Annotated in this window: 12 protein-coding genes and 2 pseudogenes; 11 read left to right on the forward strand and 3 right to left on the reverse strand. The window is 58.0% G+C overall.

Annotated elements, in window-relative coordinates; translation table 11 throughout:
- Window positions 1-5: 5 nt before the first annotated feature.
- Window positions 6-980, reverse strand: coding sequence for a Bug family tripartite tricarboxylate transporter substrate binding protein (locus AC1DKV_RS16405; RefSeq protein WP_441643537.1), 975 nt, complete (start codon window positions 978-980; stop codon window positions 6-8).
- A gap of 113 nt (window positions 981-1,093) precedes the next feature.
- Between AC1DKV_RS16405 and AC1DKV_RS16410 the strand changes: the two genes are divergently transcribed.
- A complete protein-coding gene (locus AC1DKV_RS16410) occupies window positions 1,094-2,071 on the forward strand; it encodes a LysR family transcriptional regulator (RefSeq protein WP_441622064.1) in 978 nt (325 codons plus the stop codon).
- 696 nt (window positions 2,072-2,767) lie between these two features.
- Complete coding sequence (locus AC1DKV_RS16415; protein WP_441622066.1) at window positions 2,768-3,367, forward strand: 2-hydroxychromene-2-carboxylate isomerase; 600 nt, start codon at window positions 2,768-2,770, stop codon at window positions 3,365-3,367.
- 335 nt (window positions 3,368-3,702) lie between these two features.
- On the opposite strand, the gene AC1DKV_RS16420 is transcribed toward AC1DKV_RS16415, so the two are convergent.
- Both AC1DKV_RS16420 and AC1DKV_RS16425 read right to left on the reverse strand, forming a co-directional pair.
- Window positions 3,703-4,938, reverse strand: coding sequence for a CaiB/BaiF CoA transferase family protein (locus tag AC1DKV_RS16420; RefSeq protein WP_441622068.1), 1,236 nt, complete (start codon window positions 4,936-4,938; stop codon window positions 3,703-3,705).
- A 100-nt stretch (window positions 4,939-5,038) separates the two neighbouring features.
- A pseudogene (locus AC1DKV_RS16425) lies at window positions 5,039-5,989 on the reverse strand (LysR substrate-binding domain-containing protein).
- Window positions 5,990-6,123: 134 nt separating this feature from the next.
- Here AC1DKV_RS16425 and AC1DKV_RS16430 point away from each other — a divergent pair.
- The 9 genes and pseudogenes from AC1DKV_RS16430 to AC1DKV_RS16470 all read left to right on the forward strand — a co-directional run.
- A complete protein-coding gene (locus AC1DKV_RS16430) occupies window positions 6,124-6,825 on the forward strand; it encodes a glutathione S-transferase N-terminal domain-containing protein (protein ID WP_441622072.1) in 702 nt (233 codons plus the stop codon).
- A 12-nt stretch (window positions 6,826-6,837) separates the two neighbouring features.
- A complete protein-coding gene (locus tag AC1DKV_RS16435) occupies window positions 6,838-8,124 on the forward strand; it encodes a CaiB/BaiF CoA transferase family protein (RefSeq protein WP_441622074.1) in 1,287 nt (428 codons plus the stop codon).
- 17 nt (window positions 8,125-8,141) lie between these two features.
- Window positions 8,142-9,482, forward strand: coding sequence for a glutathione-disulfide reductase (gene gorA, locus AC1DKV_RS16440; protein ID WP_441622076.1), 1,341 nt, complete (start codon window positions 8,142-8,144; stop codon window positions 9,480-9,482).
- A gap of 64 nt (window positions 9,483-9,546) precedes the next feature.
- Complete coding sequence (locus tag AC1DKV_RS16445; RefSeq protein WP_441643536.1) at window positions 9,547-10,512, forward strand: tripartite tricarboxylate transporter substrate-binding protein; 966 nt, start codon at window positions 9,547-9,549, stop codon at window positions 10,510-10,512.
- 59 nt (window positions 10,513-10,571) lie between these two features.
- Window positions 10,572-10,877: a hypothetical protein gene (locus AC1DKV_RS16450; RefSeq protein WP_441622079.1), complete on the forward strand. Its 306-nt coding sequence runs from the start codon at window positions 10,572-10,574 to the stop codon at window positions 10,875-10,877.
- A gap of 720 nt (window positions 10,878-11,597) precedes the next feature.
- Window positions 11,598-12,713 (forward strand): hypothetical protein, encoded by a 1,116-nt coding sequence (locus tag AC1DKV_RS16455; protein WP_441622081.1) that lies wholly within the window; start codon window positions 11,598-11,600, stop codon window positions 12,711-12,713.
- Window positions 12,714-12,753: 40 nt separating this feature from the next.
- Window positions 12,754-13,335, forward strand: a complete 582-nt coding sequence (locus AC1DKV_RS16460; RefSeq protein WP_441622083.1) for a UGSC family (seleno)protein — start codon at window positions 12,754-12,756, stop codon at window positions 13,333-13,335.
- 2 nt (window positions 13,336-13,337) lie between these two features.
- On the forward strand, window positions 13,338-13,670 hold the full coding sequence (locus tag AC1DKV_RS16465; RefSeq protein WP_441622084.1) for a thioredoxin family protein: 333 nt from the start codon (window positions 13,338-13,340) through the stop codon (window positions 13,668-13,670).
- Window positions 13,671-13,843: 173 nt separating this feature from the next.
- A pseudogene (locus AC1DKV_RS16470) lies at window positions 13,844-14,005 on the forward strand (acyl-CoA dehydrogenase); the annotation flags it as partial.
- Window positions 14,006-14,012: the final 7 nt, after the last annotated feature.

The raw sequence follows: 14,012 nt of genomic DNA on the forward strand, positions 1-14,012 counted from the left end.
CCTTTTTATTCCGGCTGGATGCCAAGACCGCGCGCGATGTTCGTCCAACGCTCGGCGTCTGTTCGGACGAAGCTGACGAGCTGGTCGGGACGTGTCGGCATCGGTTCGGCGCCGCGATTGCGTAGCGCTGCAACGTAATCGGGGTCGTTGACTGCCTTTGCCGCAGCCGCTCGCAGGCGGTCTACGACCGCCTTAGGCGTCTGCGCGGGGGCTTGCAGGGAGAACCAGAACTTCAGGTCCGCGCCTGGATATCCCGCCTCCTTGAGCGTCGGCACGTCCGGCAGCATCGGAGAGCGCTGCGAAGAGGTAATGGCAAGTGGCTTCAGCTTGCCGCCCTGGATCTGGCCGATGCACGTAGTGAATGAGTCGAACACAAAGTCGACCTGGCCGGCCATCACGTCCGTGAGAGCCGGGGAGCTACCTTTGTACGGCACCGCTACCGCTTTGAAGTCAGCCTTTTTCTGCAGCAGAGAGCCATAAATGTGCGGTGATGATCCAGCGCCAAAGGTTGCGTAGGTCAGAGCGTCGGGCTTCGCCTTCCCGAATTGGACCAGATCGGCAAGCGTCTTTACCTTGAGTTTGTCGGGATGGATCACTAAGACGTTCGGCATCGAGCCTGTCGTCGCGATGGGCACGAAATCTCGTCCTGGCAGGAAGCGCGCATGCGGGTACATCAGCGGGTTCACAGCTTGCATCGCTACGGTGTTGTGCAGCAGGGTGTAGCCGTCATTGCCGCTATCGAGCACATGCTGGGCGCCAATGTTGCCGCTGGCACCAGGGCGATTGTCGATGACGACTGGCTGGCCCAATTCTTTTGACAGGGCCGTCGCCAATAGGCGGGCAATGAAGTCGGTGGGCCCGCCAGCAGCAAACGGCACAACGATCCGGACGGGCTTGGTCGGCCAATCAGCGGCGAAGAGGGGGCTTGCCATTACGGAGGCGACTGCCCCCAGCAGCAATGTGCGTCGTGTCGGATTCATCATCGTGTCCTATGGTTTTGCCCGTAGCATGACGACCTGCCGGATATAAGTCCAAGACAAGTTTCGGATATCCGATATAAGATTTCGATATGGCCAATTCGCCGAGGCACTTCATGGCTCTCGAACTTCGTACCCTGCGGGGATTTGTCACAGTCTGCGCAGCGGGTTCCATTTCTCGCGCTGCCGAGCGCCTGCACATCGCGCAACCTGCGCTAAGCCTCCAGATGAAGAACTTGGAGGAGGAGTTCGGAGCGGCCTTGCTTGAGCGAACGCCGCGCGGGGTCGTGGCCACGGCCGCAGGCGAGATGTTGCTCGCACATGCGACCGATATCCTTCGGCGCGTGGAAGTGGCGTACGAAGACATTCGGACAGCGATCAAGCAACCGCAGGGGCGGGTAGCCGTCGGGTTACCGCAGTCGTTGGCAAAGCTACTGACCGTGCCACTCGTGAAGGAAGTCTGCGCGGAATGGCCGGGGATTGACCTGCAAATCATCGAACAGAGCACCGGATACATCCCGCAAGGGCTGCTGACCGGGCATCTGGATATTGGCATGACCTTCGGCGGTACGCCCGAGCCCGGGCTGCGCGCAGATCGGGTGCTCGAAGAACGCCTATTGCTTGTCGGGCCGCCCGGCGAGCTCTCGGCGCACGGTCGAAACGGAATCAACGCTGCTCTCAGCGTGCCGTTCTCGCGATTGGGTGACTACCCATTGATTCTTCCCGCCGGACTGCATGGTCTACGCAGCCTCATCGATCGGTTCAGCGCATCCCAAGACACCGAACTTCAGGTCATTGCGGAAGTGAATGCGATTCCGGAGCTCATAGCCCTTGCTGCTGCGGGGGCGGGCTTCACAATCCTGTCTCACGCGTCTGTACAGGAAGAGTGGCGAGGTGGCATCGTATCCTGTGCGCGAGTCGCTGAAGAGGGGTTCACGCGACAGGTCTACCTTTGCCGGGCCGCGACGCTACCCGCGTCGTTGGCCGTGACGACGGTATGGCAGCGTCTTCTCGCAATAACTGGGCGGTTGGTAGACGGCGGACAGTGGCCAGTCCATTGCTTTAACGCGCGCGGGGATAGCGCTGGGAGTTAGTACTGAGAGGTTCAGGAAGTTCTCCCGCCCAGGTTCAGTACCTTGCGCCAGAATGAAGCTTGATGGGCTGCGGTGGTGGCGCCCAGCCTGCTCGGCAAGATTGCCATATGCGGTGGTCGCTCGGCTTCGGCTATGCATTGACGGCCCTTGGCGCAGCAGGGCGTTTTACTCCGAATCTTGAATATCGAGTGCAAGACTTCATTTCAGCAATCAGTCTGGCATCGGCCGGTTATGGCGTCGCGATCGTGCCGGAATCGCGATGCAGAGCTTTTCCCAGCCCGGAATCGTGTACTAGCGTATCGCGGACTTTCACTTTCCGATTCAGTTGGAGTTGCCGCACCGGCGTCGCGAGATATCACCTGCAGTGAGGTCTTTCGTTCAACTAGCCCTCGCTACGCGCAAGCCAAGAACCAATCGCTAGCCCGCGTGAGGCGCTGGCACGACACCAGCGCGCGTCGAAGGCTTCTCTGACCATAGCTTCGCCTTGGCCTTCAGCCGCCAACAAACTTTGTGTACCGGTACTCTCTGCTATGCACGAATATCACGTGTTCTGATCGAGATTCGGTGCGCCGACTCTGTACCGACTCGGCGCCAAGTGCCCGATAGTTTTTCGATATACCCGAATCGCCATTCCATATTAGTCAGACTGCGGTCCTATCCATAGACTGAACACAGTCTCATTCAACAGGAGTCGAAATGGACAAGAAGCGGGTTGACCTCTACTGGGATGTAGGTAGCACCAACACCTATTTTGCGATCAAGCTGTTCAAGCCGATCCTCGAGCGCCACAACGCCGAGCTCGTCCTGCATCCCTACAATCTGGGGTACGTATTCCGGAACAATGACTACGAACTCATGAAAGAGTCGAAGGCAAAGCTTCGTTATCGCAAGCGAGATCTGATGCGCTGGGCCGAGAAGTACAATATTTCGTTCCAGATCCCCCGGCAATTTCCCATCAAGTCCAGCAGGGTTCTCCGTGGATCTCTCGCAATGCGACGAAAGGGCTTGGAGTTGGCGTTTGTCGAGCAGGTCATGGAGGCGTACTGGGAACGCGGTGACGCCAGCATCGTCGAGTATGCCGGGTTGCGACTGATTGTCGAGTCTCTTGGCGTAGACTTCGCATGGTTCGAAGAGGTCGCCGGAAGCGAGGAGATCGGCGCCGAACTTGCTCAAAGCACGGACTCAGCCGTTGAGCGGGGAGTCTTTGGCGTGCCGATGATGTTCGTGGGTGACGAGATGTTTTGGGGAAAGGACCGCCTCGATTTTATGGAGGAGGAGCTTGCGCGGGTAGCGTAGGCGAGATCCGCGACGGGTTGGCCAGCGACGCCGTGCCTGCGCTGGCCACGCCAGTCCATCAGAATTATGGACCTATCCAACGGTGCGCGGTCGCTCATCGACCTACCCGGATTCCCACCTTGCTTCGGCAGACGGGCTCGTCAAATCGACGTCACTCCGTTCGCAATCTCGACGCCGGACCAAGACTGACCTCGCATTGCCTCAAATCCCTTTTCCAAAGAGAACTTGCACCCGCACAAGCGCTTTTTCGATCAAGCGCGATTGCAGGATGCAATACGCCTTCTTGAGGTATGCTTGAATTGGGCAGTGTCGAAAGACCCTGCCCATAGGGGAACTCAAACGATCCGGCGCTCTCGGAGCCGTAGAAACTCAGCTGCATCTACCCCAGCCATATTGCGCAAAATCTCTTCGGTGTGTGCGCCAGGAACCGGGGCCGGGGCGTCATAGCCAACCTCCGCGTGACCAAATCGCAAGGGAAACGATGCAGCCTTGACATCCATGGTTGCCTCAGCGAGCGGATTCCACAGTGACACGGCCATGTTCCGTGCGACGATTTGTTCCCACGCGAGCACGTCGTCGATCGTCCTTACGGGGCTGCATGGTATCTTTGCAGAGTGCATTTGCATTTCAATCTCCGCAGTGGGGAGCGACGAAGTCCATGCCGATACGATCTCATCGACCGTCGCGTTGTTCGACAGGCGCCATCCCACGGACATGAAGTTGGAGTCTTCCTTGAGGTCAGCGCGTCCCATTAGGTCCAGCAGTGTGCTCCAATCATCGTTGGTGGCAGTGCCAAGAGTCACCCAACCATCCGCACTCTTGTACGCATTGAAGGGAGAGAATCGCATGATTCGGTTACCCTGCTGAAACGAAAGGCCCAGCTCGCGATAGCAATCGAGCGGCTCGTCCAGGATCAAGGACAGCAGGCAGTCGGCCATGGAAACATCCACAGACTGTCCTGCACCGGTTTGCTGGCGGTAGTTCAATGCCGCCACAACTCCGAATGCCGCGAAAAGGCCCGCGATCGCGTCCGAAAGCGGAGACCCTGTTTTCGTTGGCCCGGCGTCCGGTTGTCCCGTAATGCTCATTAGGCCAACGGCCGCTTGGACCATCAGATCATAAGCCTTGAGATGCTTTGCGGGTCCAGTAGACCCATATCCGGTCAGAGAGCAATAGACGACGCCTGGATTGACCTCGCGGAGCACTTCATAGCCGATGCCAAGTCGATCCGCGACTCCCGCGCTGAAATTTTCGACCACGACATCAGCGTTCCTGACCATGCGCATGAACAACTCCCTGCCCTCGGCATTCTTCAGGTTCAGGGTCGTAGACTTCTTTGATCGAGCCCGCTTGAGGTACGCGATGCCCATGTCAAGCTCTGAGCGCCGTTCGAATGAAACTCCTTGAGGGCCGGCGAAGGGCGGAGAAAACGCGGTTGGATCTCCGATCTCCGGATCGTCGATCTTTATGACTTCCGCTCCCAACCCGGCGAGGAAGAGCGTGCATTGAGGGCCGGAAAAGAACCTGGTGAGGTCAAGTACTTTGATGCCTTCGAGAATCCGTTTAGTCATGGGATACCGTTTGCCTGTTTAGATGCATGGGAAGTCTAGGCATGCAACGGGGTACCCGGCCAATAGGACTTTGTGGTAGCGGTATTGCGATTCCGTATGGCTATTCAATTTTCGAGGCGCCGGGCCATTCGCCTTCGGCCACCAGCTTCAGCGCAGTCTCCCGAATTAGTTCCATGATCCGGCGAGCCGCCGAACTTAACGGCATGATGTCGAACGTGCATAACGAAAGTCGCCGATGCAACGCCGCGTCGGTGATTCGCTGAATTGTCAATCCCTGGGTGCCTCCGGGGATCGAAGGCGACAAAATAGTCGACCCTACGCCACTTGCCACGACAGCGCGGATGGTGGCAAGTGAGTCCAGCTCCGCCAAAACAACGGGCTTTTCCCCCGCTGCTTCGAACGCTTCGTCAATGATTTGACGCGTGATGTTGGACCGACCAGGGAGTATTAGCGGTCGCTTTGCCGCTTCGGCGATGGTGACCTCCTCAGGCGGCGTACTGCCAGGCAGCTGGCAGGAAAGCAAAAGCAGGCGCTCGATGAGAAGCGGGGTAACCTAAAGGTGAGCGCCAAGTCTTGTTTCACATACCGCCCCCGAACCGTCCACGCGTTCGAACAAGAGGCTCATCTCGATCCGGCCGTTTACTACCAGTTCTTGTAGGTGCCCGCTCAGGCTCTCGGTGATCTGTAACTGAATATCGGGATACTGCACGGCTGATGCAGCGAGGAGTCTGGGCGCGAGGATGGTTGCGGCACTGGTCGGTAGGCCGACAGATACCTTCCCTTGCGGGTGCTCGCCCGCGTGCTGAACGTCACTTTTCATGAGATCGGCCTGGCGCAGCATCGCCCGGGCGTGGCGATAGAACACCTCTCCCGCCTCAGTTGCGACCACGCCGCGAGCGCTCCTGGCCAGCAACCTCACTCTCAGTTCGTCTTCGAGCTTGGCGATTTGCTGGCTGAGCGCCGGCTGGGCGGTGTAAAGATCGGCAGCCGCGCGTGACACGCTACCGAGCTCGACGATTCGTACGAAGTACTTTAGTTGTCGGAATTCCATAGCAGATTGTATAGCGTGGCGCCCATCGTGGGACTGCCATAAGTTTTTGACATGCCCCAAGCGGGACACAGTATTGGCGCGACGATCGTGACATTTCTAAGATGGCTCCATCAGTAACGAACCACCTTATCGAGATGATCGATCTTTACTTCTGGAGCACGCCGAACGGCTACAAGGTCTCCATCCTCCTTGAAGAACTGGCGATGCCCTACAGCGTCATACCGGTGCACATTGGCAAAGGTCAGCAGTTTGCACCAGAGTTTCTCGAGGTCAGCCCAAACAACAAGATTCCCGCCATTGTCGATCATGAAGGTCCTGACGGGCAGGCCATTGCGATGTTCGAGTCGGGTGCCATCATGATGTACTTGGCCGAAAAGAGTGGCTATCAGTTTATGCCACAGGACACCCGGAAGCGATACGAGGTCCTGCAGTGGCTGATGTTCCAGATGGGCGGCGTCGGGCCCATGCTCGGCCAGGCACATCACTTCCGAAAGTATGCACCTGAGAAGATCGACTACGCCATCGATCGCTACACAAACGAGGCACGTCGTCTCTATACCGTCATTGACCGTCGACTCGCCGAGTCCGAATACCTCGCGGGCGACTACTCGATTGCCGATATGGCGACCTATCCCTGGCTGCGCGCACACAAATGGCAGGGCCAGGATATTGCGGATTATCCCAATCTCGAACGTTGGTACCAAGCAGTGCGTCAGCGTCCGGCCGTTCAGCGTGGGGTCGCCGTGCTGGCTGAGAAGGTCGACAAGACCGGTGCAAAGCCAAGCGGTGATCGGTGGGACAACTTGTTCGGCAAGAATCAGTTCAACTCGAGATAGGAGAAAGCTACCGTGCCACATACCAATACTCCAATGCTCACCGGATTTCGTGTGCTGGACATTACCCAGATCGTCGCTGGACCGACCTGTACCCGCATCCTCGCCGAAATGGGCGCAGAGGTTGTCAAGCTTGAACTTGCCCCCTTCGGCGACAGAACCCGTATTGGTGGGTTGCGTAGTCAGCAACCGGAGCACAAGCGCTGTTCCCAAAGTACCTATTTCGTTCAGCACAATCATTCAAAGAAGAGCCTTGCACTGAATCTCAAGAGTGCCAAGGCGCGAGAGCTGATTCTTAGGATGATCACGGAGTTTGATGTTCTCGTCGAGAATTTCTCCCCGGGCGTTATGGACCGTTTCGGGCTTGGATACGAGGTATTAAAGAAGATCAATCCTGACCTCGTGATGTGCTCCATCTCTCTTGCAGGACAAAAGGGTGTCCTGGCGAATAAGCCGGGATACGACTATGTCGCGCAGGCATATGCAGGTATCACGGACCTCATTGGCGAGGCCGAGGGAAGTCCCGCGCTGATCACGATGGCCATCGGGGATGCATCTACCGGTGTTGCCGCCGCCATGGCCGTCGGCTTTGCGTTGCTGCATCGCGAGCGGACAGGGGAGGGGCAATACATTGAGACATCGCTGCTCGATACGTACTTCAATATGCATGAAGTAGCCATTCCTCGCGTCAGCCTTAGGAAAGGCTACGAGCCCACGCGAACCGGTTCACAACACCCCGATGGAGGCCCGACGGGCATCTTTCGCTGTGGTGATGGCACGTACCTGACGTTGGCCACGCTCCCGCACCAGTGGGAACAGTTCGTATCCGCCTTAGGACGTCCGGATCTATTGACTGATCCGCTATTTTCCAGCGCTGCGCTCCGCCGTGACAACAACGAGCAGCTCAAAGAGATTCTGGAATCGTGGCTTAGTATGTTCCCTTCCAGAGACGCTGCAATAGATGCCTTGGAGCGCGAGCGGATTCCGTGCGCGCCGGTTCTAAGTCTTCGGGAAGCCATGAGCCATCCTCACTTGCAGGAGCGCGGTGTGGTTCGAACGGTGCGTGACCCGTACGTTGGAGATTTCCAGATTCCCGGCCCTCCGGCGCGGTTTTCCGCATGGGAGTATCCCGCCTCACTGAAGGCCGACTTGCTAGGGGAGCACAACGAACAAATTCTGAAGGACTTTGCGGGACTTGGAGAGGATGAAATTAGTGCCTTGTATGCCGAAGGAGTGCTTGTGCGAGACAAACTACTTGATCCATTGAGTGCGCCAATGGCAGAGGCGGAGATTGCGAGATAACCCCGGCGGATGACAGCATGGAAACCTTCGATTTGTTTGTTATCGGCGCCGGTTCTGGTGGCGTCAGGGCAGCACGTACGGCGGCAGCCCTGGGAGCCCGGGTCGCGATTGCAGAAAAGTCGCGCGTAGGCGGCACCTGTGTGATCCGCGGATGCGTGCCGAAGAAGCTCATGGTTACGGCCAGTCGATATCGGTCAGAAGCCAGAGACGCCATTGGATTTGGGTGGAACATCGAGAGTCAGGGACACAACTGGGCGGCTCTCGTAAACGGCATTGCCGATGAGGTAACCCGCCTCGAGAACCTGTACAGGAAGGGCTTAGATAGCAGCCAGGTCACGATCTTCGATGAAAGCGCGTCGATTGTGGACAGTGGACGAGTACGGCTTGCTTCAGGCAGGACGGTGCTGGCTACGCACATCATAGTTGCAACGGGAGCGGCGCCGGCGCATTTGGACTTCCCCGGTGCGGAACATTGCATCACATCAGATGACGTCTTCGCACTCCCAGAACTGCCGGCACGCGTCGCCATTATTGGTGGTGGCTACATCGCGTTTGAGTTTGCGGGGATCTTTAAGGGGCTGGGTGCCGATGTCGAGGTGCTTCACCGAGGTGCGACCGTGCTCCGAGGATTCGACGAAGATCTGCAGGCGGGTGTTATTGACGCGTACCGTGAGCAAGGCATCCGAATTCGATTGAACCGCTCGGTTCGGTCTATCTGCGCGTTTCCCGAAGGCTACCGCCTGACGGATCATGCTGGCGAAATCCTCGATTGCGATGTTGTGCTGAACGCAACTGGCCGCGTGCCCAATACCGCTGGCGCAGCAGGCGTGCTTGTGAAAAAACCGGGCGGTGCCATTGCAGTGGATGACCGATACGCAACGTCACTAGACAACGTATATGCCATTGGGGATGCGATTGGGCAGTTGAACCTAACGCCGGTCGCAATACGGCAGGGCCAGTGGCTCGCCGAGTCTCTGTTCGGTTCGACCCTGTCCTGCCCACCGGACTTCGGGCTGACGCCCACGGCCGTATTTTCCACGCCGGAGATCGCTTGTGTGGGAATGAGCGAGCGGCAAGCGCGCACTGCGTTTCCCGACATCATGGTCTACCTCACCAATTTCCGGCCGATGCGTGCGGCTCTCGCTAGAAGTTCTGAGCGCGTGATGATGAAACTGGTCGTCGACGGGAGCAGTGACCGGGTACTCGGCATACATATGCTCGGCCGTGATGCCGCAGAAATCATTCAAATGGGAGCTATATCGCTTCAGAATGGCATCACCAAGCGCGAATTTGATCAGACCGTCGCGCTTCATCCCAGCGTTGCTGAGGAGTTCGTCACCATGCGAAATCGTGACTAAAGACGTCACGGGGTGGCAGAAAAAATAGTCAATACAAAAAATATCTAATATTAGGAGACAGATCATGAAATACCTCGCCGCACTCGCCATAGGATGGGTGGCATGCAGTTCTTCGTTTGGAGAATCATTTCCTGCCCGGCCGCTAACATTGGTTGTACCGTTTTCACCAGGGGGCCCCACCGACGTGGTGGCGCGACATTTAAGTGCTGCGATGGGGCGCTCTCTCGGACAATCTGTGATTGTCGAGAACCGCGCAAGCACTGGCGGCATTGTTGGTTCGGAAGCTGTTGTGCGAGCCGAGCCGAATGGATACACGCTTCTGATTCACAACATCGGGATGGCCACGTTGCCATCGTTGTCGAAGAAGCTCCGCTTCGACCCGACCAAAAACTTCGAGTACATCGGTCTCGTCGCCGACGTTCCGATGACGCTTATTGCGCGTCCCGATCTCGCTCCTTCAGGTTTCGGCGAATTGCGATCCTATATCGCTAAGAATCAACGGAAGATCAATCTCGCCAATGCGGGGATTGGTACGGCGTCTCACCTTTGCGGGCTGATGCTGATGAGTCAGCTTCACGCCGCCATGACCAGCATTCCCTACAAAGGGGCGGCTCCGGCAATGGTTGACATCCAAGGTGGTCAGGTCGATCTCCTCTGCGATCAGGTCACAACAACGTTGCAGCCGATCAACACCGGACGTGTGAAGGCATACGGCAGCACTACGGCATCGCGACTCGCGGCACTGCCAGAGCTTCCGACGCTGCGAGAGCAGGGCCTGGGCGAGTTCGAGGTGACAGTGTGGCACGGAGTCTACGCGCCAAAAGGCACACCAAAACCGGTGGTAGCGAAGCTGGTCAAGGCATTGCAGGAGGCTGTGACAGATCCGGCGTTTCGCGAAGGTATGCAGAAGCTCGGCGCAATACCGGTCTCAGTTGATCGAGCCACACCAGAGGCTCTAGCGTCGAAATTGCGAAATGAGATCGCGAGGTGGACGCCGGTCATCATCCAAGCAAATGCGTTCATTGACTAGCCGTAAGCGCGCGATGCGGCGAAAGCGGACGGCGGCTTCAGGAATTGAGGAGACGAGATATGAGTGACGTCGAAGTCAGTACGCAGTGGACGTGGGCCAGCGTAGTACGACGTATTGCAATGGAGGCCGCCGCTCGGATGCTCTTCAAGCAAGACGCGCGGGACAGGGCAATTGGTGCTGCCGTCGCGGAGTATGCATGGGACTTGCGGGCGGCAAGGGAATGTCGTGGGACGCTCATGGAGGTTGAGTCCACTTGGATTCCGCCAGGCAAGGAACAATTGACGTGGGACGCGTCCGAAGAAATTCTGGATGCTGTAGCGGCTGCTCTGAATGACTACCGCAAGAATGGTCATGATGCTGATTAACGCTGTTCCTTAGATCATCGCTGCGGTAATGATGCCGGCCCGCCATAGTGCTTTGGATCGTGGCACATGTGAGCTTAGCGGAACTCGCGTGAGGCTCGGGGAGACCTGTGCCGAAGAAGGCAATGGCCGTTGCGCCATGTTGCGAAGTGAGGAAAATTATCTATCACAAATGCACTGCGCGCCGAGCAGAGCAGAGCGTACAAACCGCGTGTGCCAAACAGTTGAACACTACGGCCCTTCTTCCGGGGCCTCGATTGGCGGCCGGCGCTCGATCTCCGGATCGTAAGCCTATCGACACAGACTCCCTGGTCAGCACGCCGAGTGCGGCGCCGGTGAGTCGCCTCGGATCATTCCCCGATCCGTTCAGATTCCCGCATATCAGAATTGCCACGCAATTTCGCGCGGCGGTTGGCGTTGTGTCCAGGTTATCTTGCCCGCATTGTCCGTCGACCCCTCATGCGGTTTCAATTCGAAAATTAGAGATGTGCTGCGGATCCGTGCACATCTTCGCCAAAAGGCTTGCGTCAGTTCCAGTGCGTAAGGCGCCATTTTCCCCAATGCGGGAGTGCTCTCGGCTTACGCATCACATCTGCCATGTGCAGTGGACAATATATGCAAATAACGCAATCATAATTAGAAATAGTTTATTCTTGTAATGAATGACGGCTCGCCCCTATGCTTCCCCTACCGACACAACGATGTTTGATAGGAGTCAGAGCAATGAGCGCTGTAGAGCAAGAAGGGGCGGTTGTGAGCCGCATGCCGGCTGGCGTGGACCTGGTCGAATACTATTACGAGCGCGGTTTCAGCGACGGACTGCCGGTCGTTCCACCGACGCAGGAGAAGATTGATGAGATCGTCGCGCGCCTTGGCGGCGATCCAAAATTTGTCGAAGCTCGCATTGCGCCGCGCTGGGGCGAGCTGACGCGCGAAGTGCTGGCCATCAACATGGTAATGGCCGGCTGCAAGCCCGAGTACACGCCGGTGGTGCTGGCAGCGGTGAAGGCGCTGATTGATCAAGCCTTCAACCTTAACGGCGTGCAAGCGACTACCCATGTCGCGTCTCCGCTGCTGATCGTCAACGGTCCGATTGCACGTGAGATCGGCATGAACGGCGGCTGCAATGCATTTGGCTCCGGAAATCGTGCAAATGCGACCATCGGTCGCGCAATCCGTCTCATCATGCTCAACGTTGGCGGTGGCTGGCCCGGCGATCTGGACAAGAGCACGCTGGGCCATCCTGGCAAGTACACCTACTGCGTCGCCGAGAACGAAGCTCAAAGCCCCCTCGCACCGTATCACGTGGAACACGGCTACAAGCCGGAAGATTCGACGGTGTTCGTGATGGCCGCCGAGGCGCCGCACAGTGTAACCAACCATATCTCCAATGATCCGGAGGGCATTCTGGACACCATGTGTTCGGCGATGAGCACGATCGCCTCCAACAGTGCAGTGCTCGGCGGGCATATTGCGGTGGTCCTTGGGCTCGAGCACGCTCAGACCATCGGCAAGTACGGCTGGTCGCGCGCCGATGTCCGGAACTACCTGTTCCACAACCACGGCAACCGGTTTGTCGACCTGGCCTATGGTCATCGCTACGGCAAGGTCTACAACCGCAATCTGCCGAAATACTACAAGCGCAAAGACGAAACGCGCATCCCGATCATCCACAGCCCCGACAACATTCATTTGTTCGTGATGGGTGGTGAAGCCGGACGGTTCTCCGTGCTGATCCCTGGCTGGGGCCACATGAGCACGCCTGTTCTGCGAGCCGTTGAAGGCAGTGGTGCCGGCGACAACGGCGCCGAATGTGTCGGCGGTGCCTGCGCACTCTGATCCCCACACGCGACCGCCGCAAGAAAACTAGGAGATTTCCATGTTGATGAAGAGTGAAGAATCTACCGTCGAAGTGTTCGACCCGCGCGGTGCGCTGCGTTTCGACGATGCCCCCGTGTCCGAGCGTAAGAAGTCGTTGAAGAAGCTGCGTCTGGGCATCCTGGACAACTCGAAGTGGAACGCCAACAAGCTGCTGCGAGGCGCTGCGGCAGCGCTCGGCGAGGACATCGATTTCGCCGCGGTGAACTACTACGTCAAGCACAGCTTCTCGAAGGACGCCACGCCGGAACTGATTGCGCAGATCGCTGCCGAGAACGATGTGGTGCTGACTGCGATCGGCGATTGCGGCTCGTGCTGCTCGGCATGCATTCGCGACTCGATCGCGCTGGAAAAGCTCGGTGTTCCGAGCGCGGCGATCATCACGACCGAGTTCGTCCGTGAGACAGAACTAACCCGCCAGGCGGTCGGCATGAAGTCGCTGGAGCCGGTAGTGGTCTCCCACCCGGTCAGCTCCATCACGCAGGAAGAAGTCGCGCACCGCGTCGCGCAGATCAAGGAGCAAGCGCAGCAAGTGTGGCTCGGCACCAAGGAACCGCTGAAAACCAAAGTCGAGCTTCACTAATCATGAACGAAACCGTCCAAAGTTCCGGCATGCAGGACATCGAAGCATTGCTTGCGCAAAGCGATTCGCCTGTTCTCGTGGATTGCTATAGCCCGGATTGCAAGCCGTGTGCGGCCCTTGCCCCAGTGCTCGACGACGTCGCTGGAGCGATGGACGGGCGCATGATCGTGGAGAAGGTCGATGTGGTGGCAAATCCAGACGTTGCTGCCCGCTTCGGTGTCCGCGGTGTGCCGACCCTTCTGCTCTTCCAGGACGGTGCGCTCAAGGCCACGCGTACCGGTGCCGCGTCCCGCACGCAACTGGTCACTTGGCTTGCCGGCCAGCAGGTCTTTTGAGCCATGAGCGCGCACTTCAGTTGGGAAGATCCCTTGCTGCTGGAGGCTCAGCTAACGGGAGAAGAGCGCGCGGTTACTGACGCCGCGCGCGACTACGCGCGCGGTCGCCTTGCGCTGCGCATCCAGATGGCCTTTCGCACCGAGGAAGCGGACCCGGTTCTTCGGGGAGATGGGCCCGGACGGCTCGCAACATGTTTGGCGGCAATCGCATCAGCGACGAGTTCTGCATCGCGCGCCACATGTTGAACCTTGAGGTCGTCAATACCTGCGAGGGCGCCTACGACATCCATGCCCTGATCCTGGGTCGGGCGATGACCAGTCTTACCGCATTCTGATTGGAGG

This window comes from Cupriavidus sp. 05T41 (assembly GCF_056396525.1).